General features: G+C 67.0%; 14 protein-coding genes. 13 read left to right on the top strand and 1 reads right to left on the bottom strand.

Going from position 1 to position 16,142, the window contains the following annotated elements; genetic code table 11:
* The first annotated feature begins 32 nt into the window (after positions 1 to 32).
* Genes V5F74_RS08820 through V5F74_RS08810 form a run of 3 tightly spaced genes read left to right on the top strand, consistent with a single transcriptional unit; the run spans position 33 to position 5,002 of the window.
* Entirely contained in the window at positions 33 to 2,093 is a 2,061-nt protein-coding gene (locus V5F74_RS08820) for an FAD-dependent oxidoreductase (RefSeq protein ID WP_394007401.1), read from the top strand.
* Positions 2,090 to 3,292: a 3-oxoadipyl-CoA thiolase gene (gene pcaF, locus V5F74_RS08815; protein WP_394007399.1), complete on the top strand. Its 1,203-nt coding sequence runs from the start codon at positions 2,090 to 2,092 to the stop codon at positions 3,290 to 3,292. The genes V5F74_RS08820 and pcaF overlap by 4 nt, the downstream gene beginning before the upstream one ends.
* 60 nt (positions 3,293 to 3,352) lie before the next feature.
* Positions 3,353 to 5,002, top strand: coding sequence for an electron transfer flavoprotein-ubiquinone oxidoreductase (locus tag V5F74_RS08810; protein WP_394007397.1), 1,650 nt, complete (start codon positions 3,353 to 3,355; stop codon positions 5,000 to 5,002).
* 50 nt (positions 5,003 to 5,052) lie between these two features.
* Here V5F74_RS08810 and V5F74_RS08805 read toward each other — a convergent pair whose 3' ends face one another.
* Positions 5,053 to 5,499: a MaoC/PaaZ C-terminal domain-containing protein gene (locus V5F74_RS08805; protein ID WP_024280795.1), complete on the bottom strand. Its 447-nt coding sequence runs from the start codon at positions 5,497 to 5,499 to the stop codon at positions 5,053 to 5,055.
* A gap of 187 nt (positions 5,500 to 5,686) precedes the next feature.
* On the opposite strand from V5F74_RS08805, the gene V5F74_RS08800 reads away from it, so the two are divergent.
* The 10 genes from V5F74_RS08800 to V5F74_RS08755 all read left to right on the top strand — a co-directional run bounded on the left by V5F74_RS08800 (position 5,687) and on the right by V5F74_RS08755 (position 16,141).
* Positions 5,687 to 6,889, top strand: coding sequence for an ABC transporter substrate-binding protein (locus tag V5F74_RS08800; protein WP_051678811.1), 1,203 nt, complete (start codon positions 5,687 to 5,689; stop codon positions 6,887 to 6,889).
* Between the two features lie 43 nt (positions 6,890 to 6,932).
* A complete protein-coding gene (locus V5F74_RS08795; RefSeq protein ID WP_156026246.1) occupies positions 6,933 to 7,091 on the top strand; it encodes a hypothetical protein in 159 nt (52 codons plus the stop codon).
* A 62-nt stretch (positions 7,092 to 7,153) separates the two neighbouring features.
* Positions 7,154 to 7,552, top strand: a complete 399-nt coding sequence (locus tag V5F74_RS08790; protein ID WP_051678810.1) for a PaaI family thioesterase — start codon at positions 7,154 to 7,156, stop codon at positions 7,550 to 7,552.
* Positions 7,553 to 7,756: 204 nt separating this feature from the next.
* Complete coding sequence (locus tag V5F74_RS08785) at positions 7,757 to 8,539, top strand: DeoR/GlpR family DNA-binding transcription regulator (protein ID WP_029555696.1); 783 nt, start codon at positions 7,757 to 7,759, stop codon at positions 8,537 to 8,539.
* 172 nt (positions 8,540 to 8,711) lie between these two features.
* Positions 8,712 to 10,277, top strand: a complete 1,566-nt coding sequence (gene glpD, locus V5F74_RS08780; RefSeq protein WP_394007394.1) for a glycerol-3-phosphate dehydrogenase — start codon at positions 8,712 to 8,714, stop codon at positions 10,275 to 10,277.
* A 55-nt stretch (positions 10,278 to 10,332) separates the two neighbouring features.
* A complete protein-coding gene (gene glpK, locus V5F74_RS08775) occupies positions 10,333 to 11,838 on the top strand; it encodes a glycerol kinase GlpK (RefSeq protein ID WP_394007392.1) in 1,506 nt (501 codons plus the stop codon).
* Positions 11,839 to 11,942: 104 nt separating this feature from the next.
* Positions 11,943 to 13,325 carry an ABC transporter substrate-binding protein gene (locus tag V5F74_RS08770; protein WP_394007391.1) on the top strand — a complete coding sequence of 461 codons (1,383 nt, stop codon included), beginning with the start codon at positions 11,943 to 11,945 and terminating at the stop codon, positions 13,323 to 13,325.
* Positions 13,326 to 13,329: 4 nt separating this feature from the next.
* On the top strand, positions 13,330 to 14,256 hold the full coding sequence (locus V5F74_RS08765; RefSeq protein ID WP_156026244.1) for a carbohydrate ABC transporter permease: 927 nt from the start codon (positions 13,330 to 13,332) through the stop codon (positions 14,254 to 14,256).
* Positions 14,253 to 15,092 (top strand): carbohydrate ABC transporter permease, encoded by an 840-nt coding sequence (locus V5F74_RS08760; RefSeq protein ID WP_029555691.1) that lies wholly within the window; start codon positions 14,253 to 14,255, stop codon positions 15,090 to 15,092. The genes V5F74_RS08765 and V5F74_RS08760 overlap by 4 nt, the downstream gene beginning before the upstream one ends.
* Positions 15,089 to 16,141, top strand: coding sequence for an ABC transporter ATP-binding protein (locus V5F74_RS08755; protein WP_029555690.1), 1,053 nt, complete (start codon positions 15,089 to 15,091; stop codon positions 16,139 to 16,141). Before V5F74_RS08760 ends, V5F74_RS08755 begins: the two co-directional genes overlap by 4 nt.
* The last annotated feature ends 1 nt before the right edge of the window (position 16,142 follow it).

Genomic DNA, 16,142 nt, shown 5'->3' with positions numbered 1-16,142 from the left:
GCGCATCCCCCATGTCCGCGAGTGAGGCCGACATGCCCGGACCCGTTCATTGCGTCGTCGAAGAGGGCGTCGCTCTCGTCACCATCGACAATCCCCCGGTCAACGTCATGTCCCAGGCTGTGCGGCAAGGACTTGTCCGCGCGCTCGACGCGGCCGAGGCCGCAGGAGTGAAGAGGGTGGTGCTGACGGGTGCCGGCAAGGCCTTCATCGCGGGGGCCGACGCGAGGGAGTTCGCCGCCGCCCCCCAGGAGCCTCACCTGCCGGACATCATCCGCCGGATCGAGGACTTTCCGGTTCCGGTGGTCGCGGCCCTCAACGGCACGGCCCTCGGCGGCGGGCTGGAAGTGGCGCTCGCGTGCCGGGCGCGGATCGCCGCGCCGGGCGCAACTCTGGGCCTGCCGGAAGTGACGCTGGGCATCGTACCCGGTGCCGGCGGAACGCAGCGGCTGCCGCGTCTCATCGGCCTCGGGCCGGCCTTGTCGCTGATCTGCGAGGGTCGGGTGATCGGCGCGCGTGAGGCGCAGGACCTGGGGTTGGTGGATGCGGTCGCGGACGATCCGGCCGCCGCCGCCATGAGCTGTCCTGTCCCGAACCGACCTGCCACCGGCGCCTTGCCCGCCCCGCCTCCGGATCCAGATGCGGTGAAGGCCGCGCGCGAGCAGGCGGCAAGACGCAGTGCCGGCCAGATCGCGCGCTTGAAGGCAATCGATCTCGTTGACGCCGCGACCCGCCTTCCGTTCGACGAGGGTTTGGCGCTGGAGCGGGAGACCTTCCTCGCCCTGAAGGCCTCGGATCAGGCGGCGGCCCTGCGGCACGTCTTCTTCGCCGAGCGCGCCGCCATGGCACAGGGGAAAGGCGGCGGGGCGGACATCGGCTCCGCCGTGGTGGTGGGCGGCGGCACCATGGGCGCCGGCATCGCCTACGCCCTCGCCGGACTCGGGATTTCCGTGGCGCTGGTGGAAAGCGACGCCGCTGGCGTCGGGCGGGCGCGGGCCAATGTGGCGCGCCTCTATGCCGACGCGGTGAAGCGGGGCAAGACCACGGCCGAGGCCGCCGAGGCGGAGCAGGCCGCGCGCTTCGGCTTCCACGAGGGCTATGGCGCCCTGCCGCCGGCGGATATCGCCATCGAGGCGGTGTTCGAGGACATGGAGGTCAAGCGGCAGGTTTTTGCCGCCCTCGACGCGGCGCTGCCGGAGCGCACCATCCTTGCCACCAACACCTCCTATCTCGACGTGAACCGGGTCGGCGAAGGGCTAAGCCATCCGGAGCGGTTCCTCGGGCTGCATTTCTTCAGTCCGGCCCATGTGATGAAGCTGCTGGAGGTGATCCGGGCGCGGACCACATCGCCACAGACGCTCGCCACCGCCTTGCGCCTCGCCGCGCGGCTGAAGAAGATCCCGGTCCTCGCCGGCGTGTGCGACGGCTTCATCGGCAACCGCATCCTGACCCGCTATCGCCAGACCTGCGACATCATGCTGATGGAAGGCACGTTGCCGGCCCAGGTGGACCAGGCGCTGCGCGGCTTCGGCATGGCCATGGGTCCCTACGAGGTGCAGGACCTCTCCGGCCTCGACATCGCCTATGCCAACCGCAAGAGACTCGGCTGGCGCACGAAGGACGGCTTCCGCTACATTCCCATCGCCGACCGGATCGTCGAGGAGACCGGCCGTCTCGGCCGCAAGACGGGGGCCGGCTGGTACGACTACGACGGCGGGACGGCCTCTCCCTCCCCGTTGATCGACCGGATCGTGGCCGAGGAATCCGCCCGCGCCGGCATCGCGCGCCGCACCTTCTCCGACGAGGAGATCGTTACCCGCGCCATCAGTTCCATGATCGAGGAAGGCTTTCGCATCCTCGAGGAGGGCATCGCCGCGCGGGCCTCCGACATCGATCTGGTGATGGTGCATGGCTATGCCTTCCCGCGCTGGCGCGGCGGCCCCATGCACAACGCCGGACGCATCGGATGTGCGGAGATCGCGCGTCGCATCGAGGCCTTCGCCGCCGAAGATCCGCTGTCCTGGGGTGTTCCCGCCCTCCTGCGCGAGGCGGCGCGCGAGGCTCTGAACCCCGACGACCTGGGAGCTGCCCCATGACCCAAGCCTTCATCTGCGATTTCATCCGCACCCCCATTGGCCGTTACGGTGGCGCGCTCGCGCAGGTTCGTGCCGACGACCTTGCCGCGCTGCCGCTTCGCGCCATCCTGGCCCGCAATCCCGGCCTCGATCCCGCCGCGGTGGAAGAGGTGTGGATGGGCTGCGCCAACCAGGCCGGGGAGGACAACCGCAACGTGGCGCGCATGGCCCTGCTGCTCGCGGGCCTGCCGAAAACGGTGCCGGGCGTGACGGTGAACCGCCTGTGCGGCTCCGGGCTCGAAGCGGTGGTTGCCGCCGCGCGCGCCATCCGCTCCGGGGATATGGAACTCGCCATCGCCGGCGGGGTGGAGAGCATGACCCGTGCCCCCTTCGTGATCCCCAAGGGCGCCGGGCCGTGGTCGCGCGCCATGGAAATCCACGACACCACCATCGGCTGGCGTTTCGTCAATCCGCGGATGGCGCAGGACTACGGCACCGAGTCCATGCCTGAGACGGCGCAAAATCTGGCCGACGAGCATGGCATCAGCCGCGAGGACCAGGACGCCTTTGCCCTGCGCTCCCAGGAGAAGGCAGCGGCTGCCCAGGTCAACGGGCGGCTCGCCATGGAGATCCTCCCCGTCAGCGTGCCGGTCGGCCGTGGCAAGACGGAAGAGGTGATGAAGGACGAGCACCCGCGTGCCACGACCCTGTCCGATCTTGCCCGGCTGAAGCCCATCACCCGCCCGGACGGCTCGGTGACGGCAGGCAATGCCAGCGGCGTCAATGACGGAGCCGCGGCGCTGATCGTGGCTTCGGAAGCGGCGGCGCGGCGCTTCGGCCTCACCCCTCTCGCCCGCGTGGTGGCCGGGGCCTCGGCGGGCGTGGCACCGCGCATCATGGGCATCGGCCCGGTGCCTGCGGTGGAACGGCTGTGCGCGCGCACCGGCGTGCGGCTGGATGGCATCGACCTGATCGAGCTCAACGAGGCATTCGCCGCCCAGACGCTCGCGGTGATGCGACAGCTCGGCATCGCTGCCGACGATCCGCGGGTTAACCCCAACGGGGGCGCCATCGCGCTGGGCCATCCGCTCGGCATGAGCGGCGCGCGCATCGCCGGCTCGGCGGCGCTGCAACTGTCCCGCGGCGGGGGGCGCCACGCCTTGGCCACCATGTGCGTCGGCGTCGGCCAGGGCGCGGCGCTGCTGCTCGAACGAGTCTGACGCATAGGGGAGGCGCGTCTGCGCCTCTCTCGGCATTGAGAGACCAGATAAGGGGACGTCATGTCCGAAATCCAAAGGGAGGCGATGGCCTATGACGTCGTGATCGTCGGCGCGGGCCCGGCCGGCCTATCCGCCGCCATCCGGCTGAAGCAGCTTGATCCCGACCTCGCCGTGGTGGTGCTGGAGAAGGGCTCGGAGGTGGGCGCCCATATCCTGTCCGGCGCTGTGCTCGATCCCTCGGGGCTCGACGCGCTGCTGCCCGACTGGCGCGAGCGCGATGCGCCCATCACCGTGCCGGTGCGCGAGGACAATTTCCATTTCCTCACCAAAACCGGCGGCGTGCGCATTCCCAACTGGCCCATGCCGCCGTTGATGTCGAACCACGGCAACTTCATCGTCTCCATGGGCAATGTGTGCCGCTGGCTCGCCGCGCAGGCGGAGGCGCTGGGCGTGGAGATCTTCCCCGGCATGGCGGCTTCCGCCCTCGTCTATGGCGCGTCCGGCGAGGTGATGGGCGTGGTGGCCGGCGAGTTCGGCCGCGCCGCCGATGGCTCACCCGGCCCGGCTTACGAGCCGGGCATGGAGCTGCATGGCAAGTACGTGCTGCTGGGCGAGGGGGTGCGCGGCTCGCTGGCGAAGGAGGTCATCGCCAGATACGACCTTTCCGCCGGTCATTGCCCGCAGAAGTTCGGCATCGGCATGAAGGAGATATGGGAGGTCGATCCCGCCAAGCACCGGGAAGGCACGGTCACCCACACCATGGGCTGGCCGCTGGGCGCCAATGCGGGCGGCGGCGCTTTCATCTACCATCTCGACAACAATCAGGTCTATGTGGGCTTCGTGGTTCATCTGAACTATGCGAACCCTTATCTTTCCCCCTACATGGAGTTCCAGCGCTTCAAGCATCACCCTTTGGTGGCGGAGCTGCTGAAGGGCGGCAAGCGCGTGGCCTACGGGGCGCGGGCCATCTCGGAGGGCGGTCTTCAGTCGCTGCCGAAGCTGGTGGCGCCAGGGGTGGCGTTGATCGGCTGTTCGGCGGGGCTGGTGAACGTGCCGCGCATCAAGGGCAACCACAACGCCATGCTCTCGGGCAAGGCAGCCGCGGAGGCGGTCCATGCGGCTCTGGCCTCCGGCCGCTCCGGTGACGAACTGGCGTCCTACGAGAGCGAGATCCGTACGGGAGCGGTGGGGCAGGACCTGAACAAGGTGCGCAACGTGAAGCCGCTCTGGTCGCGCTACGGGCTTATGGCCTCGCTGACGCTGGGCGGCTTCGACATGTGGACCAACCAGCTTTTCGGACGCAGCCTGTTGGGCACCTTGAAGCACGGCAAGAGCGATGCCGCCTCGACGGGAGAGGCGAAGGATTTCACCCCCATCGACTATCCCAAGCCCGATGGCGTGCTCTCCTTCGATCGCCTCACCAACGTGGCCTTCAGCTTCACCAACCACGAGGAGAGCCAGCCGCCCCATCTGAAGCTGGCCGATCCCTCCATTCCCGTCGCCGTCAACCTGCCGACATATGCCGAGCCGGCCCAGCGTTACTGTCCGGCGGGGGTCTATGAAGTGGTTGAAGATCAGGCGGAGCCGCGTTTCGTGATCAACTTCCAGAATTGCGTCCACTGCAAGACCTGCGACATCAAGGATCCGGCGCAGAACATCACCTGGACGACCCCGCAGGGCGGCGACGGGCCGAACTATCCGAACATGTGAGGATACGATGGGCGATGGCGGCTCCGTCTGGACGCAGCGGGCGGCCTCGCCTATCCGGCCGCCGGGGTGTTAGGCACCCAGGCGAGCGTGTGGGAGGCGACGGCCACCAGCGTGCCGTCCTGGTTCGTGACCTCGATCTCGGCACTGGCGCGCCTGCGTGCGGCATCCACCGTGCTGACGCGATAATGGGTGGTCACCGTATCGCCCAGAAAGACCGGCTTGACGAAGCGGATGCGATCGTAGCCGAGCGCCACGGCGATCTCGTTCGCCTCTGGCGGTGTCCGGGCCGCGATCATCCCGGCGACGGTGGACATGAAGCCGACCAGCAGCGCGCCGTGCGCCTGTAGCCGGCCGAAGCGCGAGCGCTCCATGAAGGGGCGGTTGACGTGGTTCGGGGCGAAGTCGCCAGTGATGCCGGCGAACAGGTACACGTCGGTCTCGCCAACCGTTTTCGTGAAGACGGCGGAATCGCCCGGCTTCACGTGGAAGTCCTGCATCGTCCTCTCCTTTCCAACCCGGATCGGCATGCGGCCGGCCGAGGATCATTCTCCGCGCTCCGGCGGAGCGCCCAACGTAGCCTCGTCCAAAAAAATTGGCAAATATATTTACATAATATATGGAATGTGATTGACGTAAATGGCGCCAATAAAAACAGCTTCAGTCACCGCAAGGGGAGGATACGCCATGCGTCATTATATGAGCATTTTAGGGGTTTTGGTGGGAATCGCCGTGTGGGCGGGGCCCGCCGCGTCCGAGACCAGGATCAAGATCGGTATCCTGAGTGACATGAGCGGACCATACTCGGATCTTGCAGGTCCTGGCTCGGTGGCGGCCGCCCGCCTCGCGGTGGAGGACTTCAAGGGTGCAGACAAGGGCATCCAGGTGGAGATCGTCTCCGGCAACCATCAGAACAAGGCGGACATCGGCTCCGTCATTGCCCGCTCGTGGATCGACCAGGAGGGTGTCGACGTCATCGGCGACGTCACCGGCTCGCCGGTCGCGCTGGCGGTCAGCCAGATCGTCAAGGACAAGGACAGGATCCAGCTGAATGCCGGCGCGGCGACCGCCGATCTCACCGGGTCCAAATGCACGCCCAACACCATCCACTGGACATACGACACCTGGGCCAACGCCAACGGCACCGGGAGCGCCATGGTGCGCCAGGGCGGCAACAGCTGGTTCTTCATCGCGGTGGACCAGGCCTCCGGCCATGCCATGGAGCGCGACACCGTGGCGGTGGTGAAGGCCGCCGGAGGGCAGGTGCTGGGATCGGTCAAGCACCCGCTCGGCACCAGCGACTTCTCATCCTTCCTGATCCGGGCGCAATCCTCCGGCGCCAAGGTGGTGGGCCTCGCCAGTGGCGGCGAGGACATGATCAACGCCATCAAGCAGGCCTCCGAGTTCGGCATCGTGCAGGGCGGGCAGTCCATCGCCGGCCTGTTCACCTTCATCACCGACATCCATGCGCTGGGGCTCAAACTCGCGCAGGGTCTGGTGCTGACGGAGGCGTTCTACTGGGACCGAGACGATGCGAGCCGGGCCTTCGCCAAGCGCTTTGCCGCGCTCCACAAGGGCAAGATGCCGACCCAGGTTCATGCCGGCGTCTATTCCTCCATCATGCACTATTTGAAGGCCGTGGAGGCCGCCGGCACCAAGGATACGAACACCGTGCTGGCCAAGATGCGCGAGATGCCCATCGACGATCCCCTGTTCGGCAAGGGCGAGGTGCGCATCGACGGCCGCGCGGTGCACGACATGTTCCTGTTCAAGGTGAAGGCCCCGGCCCAGTCCAAGGGCGAATGGGACGTCTACGAGACCCTCGCCACCATCCCGGCAGCGCAGGCGTTCCGCCCGCTCAATGAAGGCGGTTGCCCGCTGGTGAAGTAGGGTAGACCTGGAGCGTCTTCACGCGAGGCGGAGATCGCCTCGCGTGAAGCAGACGCGCCCCATCAAAGAGCTGGAGGGTTCTCCCATCATGCCGACGGCGAACGCAGACAGTGCCTCCCGGAAGGGTTTCGGCAAGCCGGCCATCGACACTGCCGGACGCATTCGCGCATCCATTGCCGCTCCAATCCAGGCCAAGCGATGACGGACGCAACCATGTCTCACGCGGATGTATCGTCCGAGAGCCTGAGGGCGCGCATCCTGCGGATGTTCTCGCGCAATGCCTTCTCGGGGACGATGCCGCTATGCCTCGTCGAGGCCGAGGTGGGGCGCGCGGTGATCACCATGGAGGTCGGCCCGGCGCAGATGAACGGCCATGGCACGTGTCATGGCGGCGCCCTGTGGACGCTGGCCGACATGGTCTTTGGCGCGGCCGGCTACTACGACGGCACCATCCTGACCACGGGCAGCGATCTCACCTTCATCCGTCCTGTTCCCGGCGGCGCGACGATCCATGCGTCCGCGGCTCAGATCAGCCGCCGGGGGCTGAGCGGGATCTTTACCGTCGTGCTCACCCTCGATCCGGGCAATCCCGACGCGGTGGTGGCTGCCGGGACCTTTTCCGGCCGTTGGCTCCGCAGCGAGGGCCGCGGCGGCGGAAACTGAACGGCAGGCGCGTGCTCGCATCTCACATCGTGCCGTCAAGTTCACGGTGGCATCGACGCCGGCCCGCTCCTCGATCGCCACCATGGCCGCATATTGGACCGGCGTGATCAGAGCCCAGGAGCAGTCTTCCGACACGTTCCCATTGATCGGATGGGCGCGGGTTGACATCGTGCACGTCGGAATTTCGTACCGGGGTTGGCCGACGTGCCTGTGTTGAACGATCGCCAGAACACCATCCTGTCCCTTGCCCGGGCGAGTGGCCACGTGGACGTCGAGGACCTTGCGCTGCGCTTCAACGTGACGCCACAGACCATCCGCCGCGACCTTAACGCCTTGTGCAGCGGCAATCTTCTGGCCCGCACCCATGGCGGTGCCGTCATCTCGTCATCCGTGGAAAACCTGTCCTACGAGGCGCGGCGGCAGATCGCGGCACCTGCCAAGCGCGCCATCGGCGCCGCCGCGGCGGCGCTTATCTCGGACAATTCCTCGCTCTTCATCACCATCGGCACCACCACGGAGGAAGTGGCCCGGGCCATCACCGCCCATCGCGACCTTCTGGTCATCACCAACAACATCAATGTGGCGCTGAGGCTTTATCCTTTCCCCGCGATCCGCGTGATGGTCGCGGGCGGACAAGTGCGGCATTCGGACGGGGCGGTCGTGGGGCCGGCGGCGGTCGACATGATCCGCCAGTTCAAGGTCGACACCGCAGTCATCGGCGCCTCGGCCATCGACGAGGACGGATCGCTGCTCGACTTCGATCCCCTCGAGGTGACGGTCGCGCGGGCCATCATGGACAATGCGCGCCGGGTGATCCTTGTGTGCGATCGCAGCAAGGTGGGCCGCGTCGCGCCGGTCCGTCTCGGACACCTCTCCCAAGTGTCGGCCTTCGTCACCGACCACCTGTCTTCGGATCGCCTGCGCGCCGTGTGCGCCACGCATGGCGTGCGTGTGGTGGAAGCGCCTCCAGAAAACGAAAACAGATAACTTATTGATTTATATTGTTATATCGATCATAAAATGTTCGTTGTTTTCGATTGCGAACATAGATTTGTTCGTTTTAGGTTTGACCCGTGATCCGGATCGCTCCTTGGCCGCATAGGCCCGGCGCCGCATCGCCGCGAGACACGCGCTGCAATGGGGTGCGGAGGCTGGGTCGATGGAACGAGTGCGCACGTCCGCGCAGGTGTCGGCGGGCCGTCCGGCCGCGGACGATCCGTTCGATATCGCCATCATCGGCGGCGGCGTGAACGGCTGCGGCATCGCCCGCGACGCGGCCGGACGGGGCTATTCAGTCTATCTGTGCGAGCAGGGCGACCTCGCCGGCGCCACCTCCTCCGCCTCCACCAAATTGCTGCACGGCGGCCTGCGCTATCTCGAATATTACGAGTTCCGGCTGGTGCGCGAAGCGTTGACCGAACGGGAAGTGGTTTGGGGGATCGCGCCCCACATCGTGCACCCGCTGCGCTTCGTGCTGCCCTATCGCCGGGGTATGCGCCCGTGGTGGATGCTGCGCCTCGGCCTGTTCCTTTACGACCACATCGGCGGGCGCAAGCTGCTGCCCGCCACCCGTTCCCTCGACCTCGGCCGGGACCAGGCCGGTGCGCCCCTCAAGCCCGATCTGCGCACGCGCGGCTTCGAGTATTCCGACTGCTGGGTGGACGATGCCCGGCTCGTGGTGCTCAACGCCTGCGACGCCCGGGACCGGGGCGCCGTGATCGAGACATGGGCGCGGGCGGTGGATGCCGCGCGCGCCTCGGACGGCTGGACACTTCAGGTCGAGAATGCCGAGACACACCAGCGCAAGGATGTGCGCGCCCGCGTGCTCATCAACGCCGCAGGCCCCTGGGCGGACTGTCTCGCGGGCCAAACGCTTCCGCCCCTCGCCGGCCGGCTGCGGCTGGTGCAGGGTTCGCACATCATCGTGCCGCGCCTGTTCGATCACGACCGCTGCTACATCTTCCAGAACCCCGACGGCCGGATCGTCTTCGCGATTCCGTATGAGGGGGACTTCACCCTCATCGGCACCACCGACCATGATTTCGAGGGGGACCCGGCCGCGGTTGCGATCACCGCCGACGAGACGGGCTATCTCTGCGCCGCCGCCAGCGAATATTTCTCGCGCCCCGTCTCACCTGCCGACGTGGTGTGGAGCTATTCGGGCGTGCGCGCGCTGTATGACGACGGGGCGAGCGCCGCTCAGGCGGCGACGCGGGACTATGTACTGGAATTGAACGATGCGGGAGGCGCGCCGCTCCTCTCCGTGCTCGGCGGCAAGATCACCACCTATCGCCATCTCGCCCTCGACGCGCTGGACAAGCTCAGTCAGCATCTTGGCGCAGCGGCCGCGCGCCGTGGGGACTGGACAGGGAGCGCACCACTGCCCGGCGGCGATTTCCCCCGCGGCGCGACGGCGCAGCTGGCGCAGTCCCTTCGGCAGAACCGGCCCTGGCTGGCGCCTCCGGATGCCGCCCGGCTGGCGCGCACCTACGGCACCAGGGCCGAGACGTTTCTCGCGGCGGCGGACGCCGATCCCGCCGCGCGGACCACCTTCGGGGCGGGCCTGACGGTCGCGGAGGTGCGCCATCTGATGCGCGAGGAGTTTGCACGCACGGCCGCCGACGTGCTCTGGCGCCGGACCAAGCTCGGCCTTCGCCTGACGCCGGCGGAAGTTTCGGCGCTGGAAGACTTCATGGCGTTGGAGCGCAACGGCGCCGCGGCCTGACGCGGGGCATGACCCAGAACAAGAATGACAAAGAACAAGAAGGGGGAGGAGGCGGGTGGAGACGCATATACTTGTTATCGACCAGGGCACGACTTCGACGCGATCCATCGTGTTCGATCGCAACTTCACGCCCGTGGCCTCGGCTCAACGCGAATTCCCGCAGTCGTTCCCGCATCCCGGCTGGGTCGAACATGATCCGCGCGATCTGTGGGAGACCAGCCTTGCCACCATGCGCGATGCACTCGCGCGCTCGGGGCTGACGGCGGCTGACATCGCCGCCATCGGCATCGCCAACCAGCGTGAGACGACCGTCCTGTGGGACCGCGAGACCGGAGAGCCCATCGCGCCCGCCATCGTCTGGCAGGACCGGCGCACGGCGGACCTGTGCAACCGTCTCACGGCGGAGGGCTGCGAGGGCCTCGTCGCCGAACGCAGCGGCTTGCTGATCGATCCCTATTTCTCGGCCACCAAGATCGGCTGGCTGCTGGATAACGTCCCCGGCGCGCGGAGCCGGGCTGAGCGCGGGGCGCTCGCTTTCGGCACGGTGGATACCTTCCTGCTCTGGCAGCTCACCGGCGGTGCCGTGCATGCCACGGATGCGACCAACGCCGCCCGGACGATGCTGTTCGACATTCACTCCGGCGTCTGGGACGAGGACCTGCTGCGCCTGTTCCAGATCCCCGCCACCATCCTGCCCGAGGTCCGCGACACCGCCGGCGCGTTCGGCACCGCCGCCGCCACCTGGCTGGGACGCGAGGTGCCGGTGCTGGCCATGGTCGGCGACCAGCAGGCGAGCCTCGTGGGGCAGGCCTGTTTCTCGCCGGGGCTGGCGAAGGCGACCTATGGCACCGGCGCCTTCATGCTGCTCAACACGGGCGATGCCCGGCCGCGCTCGCGCCACCGCCTCCTGACAACCATTGCCTATCAATGGGATGGCAAGCGGACCTACGCGCTGGAGGGTTCGATCTTTTCCGCCGGCTCCACGGTGCAATGGCTGCGGGACAGCTTGGGCATCATCACCACGGCGGCCGAGAGCACGCGGCTGGCGGCCGAGGCGGCCGATGATCAGCCAGTCTATCTCGTCCCGGCCTTCGCCGGCCTTGGCGCACCCCACTGGCGCAGCGATGCGCGCGCCACGCTGAGCGGCCTCACCCGCGGCACCACCCGCCGCGAGATCGCCCGCGCGGCGCTGGAAAGCGTCGGCTATCAGACCCTCGATCTTCTGGAGGCCATGCGGGCGGACATGCTCGACGCCGGTCTTGAGGGCGCCGAGGCGGTCATCCGGGTGGATGGCGGGATGTCCGACAGCGATTGGACGATGCAATTCATCGCCGACGTTCTCGGCAATCCCGTGGACCGCCCGGTCGTGCGGGAGACCACGGCGCTCGGGGCGGCCTTCCTCGCCGGATGGCGCGCGGGCCTTTACGGCGGGCCAGAGGAATTTGCCCGCAACTGGCACCTCGACCGGCGCTTCTCGCCTGAGATGGCGGACGACCGGAGGTCCAGCAAAATCAAGGGTTGGCGCCACGCGGTCGCGCAGGCGCTGCACGCGCAGGACTGACTTTCGACCCGCGCAGAAGACAGGTGCGCCGGTTGACAGGTTATGATGTCTTATAGATTGTTATGACAATAGGCCGGACCCATATCGGCCAGGAGGAAACGCCAATGACTTCTGTGAAGCCCACGCGGCGTCACGTGCTGCAGGCTGGCCTTGCCGCCGTCGCTTTCCCCGCTCTCATCCGTTCCGCCGGCGCGCAGGATGCGGACCTTTCGGCCTACAAGGCGGCCAAGATCGACTGGCGCCAGGCATCCGGCGAGCAGATCACCGTCGCGGTGATCCCGGCGAGCTACTTCGACGCGCTCATCGCGCTCGCGCCCCAGTTCGAGGCGCTGACCGGCATCAGTGTTCGGTTCGAGAAAATCCCGCCCGCGCAGATCCGCCAGAAGGCCGTGATCGACCTCACGTCCAAGGCCGGCGGATATTCGACCCATGCGGCCGACCCCATGTATTACGCGCTCTACGCCGCGAACAAATGGGTGGAGTCGCTCGATCCCTATCTCAAGGACGCGACCCTCACCGACCCCGCCTGGTTCCAGCCGGACGACATCATTCCCGCGTGGCGCAACGCCAACACCATCGACGGCAAGCTGTATGGCGTGCCGTATGACGGCGAGGTCACCGTCCAAGTCTATCGCAAGGATCTGTACGACGCGAAGGGCCTCAAGGCGGCGGATACGCTGGAAGACTACGTTGCCAATGCCGCGGCGCTGAACGATCCCGGAAACCGCCTTTGGGGCGCCGCCCTGCGCGGCGTCGCCGGTGCCGGGCAGAACGTCTACATCTATTCTTCGCTGTTCAAGGAATTCGGCGGAGACTGGTTTCCGGGCGGCAAGTTCCGCGTCAACGGGCCGGAGGCCGAAGCGGCGCTCAACTGGTATGTGGACGTGATGCGCAAATACGCGCCCACCGCTGCGCAGAACTGGAACTGGCCCGACATCGCCGACGCCTTCTCGCAGGGCACCATCGCCAGCTACATCGACGCGAACACGTCCGCCTCTGTCATCACCAATCCCGAGAAGTCCAAGGTCGTCGGCAAGATCGGCTTCGCGCGCTGGCCCAAGGGGCCGACCGGCAAGCGCGTGTCGTCCATCTGGAACTGGGGCTTCCCCATCAATGCCTCGCTGCCGGAGAAGCGGAAGAAGGCCACCTGGCTGTTCATCCAGTGGGCGGCATCGCTCCAGACCCAGGCGCTCACCTCCTACCAGTTCTCCGGCCCGGCAAAGCGCTCCGGCGTGAACCGCCTGAGCCTTTGGAAGAACCCGGACTTTGTGAAGCTGATGAACAGCTTCGGCGACAATTTCGTCGCCACCACCCTGGGCGCGCTGGAACAGGATACGGACGTGAACTGGCGTCCGCGCGTGCCCCAGTGGCCGGCCATTGGCGACACGCTCGCCACCGCGATCCAGCAGGCCTTGGTGGGGCAGGCCACCACCAAGGCCGCCCTGGACGAGGCACAGCGCCGCCTAGAGCCGATGATGCGAGGCTGATGTCGTGACGAAAGCCACTACCCTCGACGTTCCGGTCGGCGGTCGCGCAGATCCCGCGCGGATGATGGAGGGACGGGAGCGCCGCTTTGCGGCGGCGCTGCTCGCCCCCGCCTTCATCGCCCTGATGGCGACCACCACGTTTCCGCTGCTGCATCTGGGATGGACCAGCCTGCACCGGATGGACCTCGCGATGCCGTTCATGGACGGCTTCGTCGGGCTCGACAATTACCGGGAACTGCTCGGCGATCCGCGTTTCTGGTCCGCGCTCGGGGTCAGCCTCGTCTATACGTTTTCCACGGTGATCCTGCAGGTCGTCCTGGGCCTCGCGCTCGCGCTGCTCGTCAACGGCATGAAGCGCGGACAGGCGCTGTTCCGCATCGTGGCGATCCTGCCCGTGGTGCTCTCGCCCGCCGTTGTCGGCATGGTATGGCGCACCTTCATGCTCACCCCCGAATTCGGCGTGGTGGACTATCTGAGCATGACGGCCGGCCTCGGCAGCCACAACTGGCTCGGCGATCCCTCCCTCGCCCTGTTTTCCGTCGTGGTGATCCACACCTGGCAGTGGACGCCGTTCGCTTTCATGGTGCTGCTGGCCAGTCTCGCGGCCCTGCCCGAGGACATCTACGAGGCGGCGCGCATCGACCGGGCGAGCCCGTGGCGCTGCTTCGTGCGCATCACCCTGCCGTTGCTGCGTCCGGCCATCGTCATGGTGATCATCATGCGCACCATGGTGGCGCTCACGGCGTTCGCGGCCATCTTCACCGTCACTGGCGGCGGTCCGGGAACGGCCACCGAGATCCTCAATCTCTACGCCTACCGCAAGTCCTTCACCGAGCTGTCCATCGGCTACGGCTCGGCGCTCGCGGTGGCCCTGTTGATCTTCACCCTCGTCATCACCGGCGTCCTGTTCGCACTCCGGAGGGCGAAATGAAGGGTCACAAGCTGCGCCTTGCCCTGCTCCTGAGCGTATCCGGCCTGTTTCTGCTCGCCTGGATTTTCCCGATCTTCTGGAGCCTTCTCAACGCCTTCAAGAGCGAGCAGGATGTGCTCGCCTATCCCCCGAAGCTGATCTTCTCGCCGACGCTCGCGGCGTTCAGGGACGTGCTGTTCGGCCCCACGTCCATCGTGCCGAACCTCGTCAGCAGCTTCATCATCTCCATCGGCACGACCATCGTGACCATGGTGCTCGCGATCCCCGCCGCCTACGCGCTCGCCCGCCTGCGGGTGCCGGGCAAGAAGTGGTCGGGCTTCTACGTGCTCGCCACCCAGATGCTGCCCCCGGTGGGCATCATCATTCCCTACTTCCTGATCCTGCGGGATATCGGCTGGATCGATACCTATCAGGGCATCATCCTGATCTATCTCTCCTTCTCGCTGCCGTTCGCGATCTGGCTGCTGGTGTCCTATTTCGAGGACCTGCCGTTCGAGATGGAAGAGGCGGCCTTCATCGACGGCGCGAGCCGGCTGATGACCCTGTGGCGCATCATCCTGCCCCAGGTGCGCGGCGGCGTGGCGGTAACCGTGGTCTTCGTATTCCTGAATGCCTGGAACGAGTTCCTGTTCGCCGTGGTGCTGTCCGGAAACGTGGTGAGGCCGGTCACCATCTCCATGTTCAACTTCGTGTCGGTGGAACAGACGCTCTGGTCGAAGCTGGCGGCGGTGTCCGCGCTCGCGATGCTGCCTGTCATCATCCTCGGCATCATCGCCCAAAAACACATCGTGAAAGGCCTGACGGTCGGCGCCGTCAAGGGAGGGGGACGCCGATGACCGCGCGCGGACTGGTTCAGCTCGAAAAGATCGTCAAGAAGCATGGGTCGTTCGAAGCCCTGAAGGGCATCGACATCGAGATCCGCCCAGGCGAATTCTTCGCCCTGCTCGGGCCGTCGGGCTCCGGCAAGAGCACGACGCTGCGCATTCTCGCCGGCCTCGATGCCCCCACCTCCGGCCGCATTCTGCTGGATGGGAAGGACGTGACCGGCGCCGATGCGCGCGCCCGTGACATCGCCATGGTGTTCCAGAGCTATGCGCTCTACCCGCACATGACGGTGGCCGAGAACATCGCGTTTCCCCTGGAGATGGCGAAGACACCGAAGGCGGAGATCGCGCCCGCGGTTCGGGAGGCGGCCGCCAAGGTGAAGATCGATCATCTTCTGGACCGCAAGCCGGGGCAGCTTTCCGGCGGCCAGCAGCAGCGCTGCGCGCTCGCCCGGGCGATCGTGCGCAAGGCGCGGCTGTTCCTGCTGGATGAACCGCTCTCCAATCTCGATGCCATGCTGCGCCTCGCCACCCGCGTGGAGCTGAAGAAGCTGCAGAGGTCGCTCGGCGTGACGGCCGTGTATGTCACCCACGACCAGGAAGAGGCGATGACCCTCGCCGATCGCATGGCGGTGTTCCGGGAAGGCGAGATCTGCCAGATCGGCCGGCCGGCGGATGTGTTCGCCGCGCCGAACTGCATCGAGGTTGCCGCCTTCATCGGCAGCCCGCCCATGAACCTCATCACCACCCGGACCACGGCCGGAGGCGTCCTGATCGGCGGCCGTCATGTTCCGGTGGCCGCCTCTCTCGAGGCGGGTCGCGCGGTGGTGGTGGGTGTGCGGCCCAGCGCCGTCCGGTTCGATCCGGCCGGCATTCCCGTGACGGTGGAGGTCGTGGAGAACCTCGGCGACGCCGCCATCCTCGACCTCACCCTCGATGGCACCCCGCTCAGGGCCCGATACGACCGCTTCCCGCTGCCGCGCGAAGGGGAGACGATGGCCGTGTCGTTCGCTCCGGAAGACATCCATCTGTTCGACCCAACCACCGGCCGGCGGATCTGAC

This window comes from Xanthobacter aminoxidans (genome assembly GCF_043193615.1).
Classification (GTDB): domain Bacteria; phylum Pseudomonadota; class Alphaproteobacteria; order Rhizobiales; family Xanthobacteraceae; genus Xanthobacter; species Xanthobacter aminoxidans.
The sequence above is the reverse complement of the archived record's forward strand: the minus strand, read 5'-3'. Positions and strand labels throughout refer to the sequence as shown.

What these genes read in the sequence shown, in the direction of transcription:
- V5F74_RS08770 (WP_394007391.1), top strand. Translation starts at nt 11,943, where the DNA reads ATGACTTCTGTGAAGCCCACGCGGCGTCACGTGCTGCAGGCTGGCCTT.
- glpD (WP_394007394.1), top strand. Translation starts at nt 8,712, where the DNA reads ATGGAACGAGTGCGCACGTCCGCGCAGGTGTCGGCGGGCCGTCCGGCC.
- V5F74_RS08760 (WP_029555691.1), top strand. Translation starts at nt 14,253, where the DNA reads ATGAAGGGTCACAAGCTGCGCCTTGCCCTGCTCCTGAGCGTATCCGGC.
- V5F74_RS08800 (WP_051678811.1), top strand. Translation starts at nt 5,687, where the DNA reads ATGCGTCATTATATGAGCATTTTAGGGGTTTTGGTGGGAATCGCCGTG.
- V5F74_RS08805 (WP_024280795.1), bottom strand. Translation starts at nt 5,499, where the DNA reads ATGCAGGACTTCCACGTGAAGCCGGGCGATTCCGCCGTCTTCACGAAA.
- V5F74_RS08810 (WP_394007397.1), top strand. Translation starts at nt 3,353, where the DNA reads ATGTCCGAAATCCAAAGGGAGGCGATGGCCTATGACGTCGTGATCGTC.
- V5F74_RS08755 (WP_029555690.1), top strand. Translation starts at nt 15,089, where the DNA reads ATGACCGCGCGCGGACTGGTTCAGCTCGAAAAGATCGTCAAGAAGCAT.
- V5F74_RS08790 (WP_051678810.1), top strand. Translation starts at nt 7,154, where the DNA reads ATGTTCTCGCGCAATGCCTTCTCGGGGACGATGCCGCTATGCCTCGTC.
- V5F74_RS08820 (WP_394007401.1), top strand. Translation starts at nt 33, where the DNA reads ATGCCCGGACCCGTTCATTGCGTCGTCGAAGAGGGCGTCGCTCTCGTC.
- pcaF (WP_394007399.1), top strand. Translation starts at nt 2,090, where the DNA reads ATGACCCAAGCCTTCATCTGCGATTTCATCCGCACCCCCATTGGCCGT.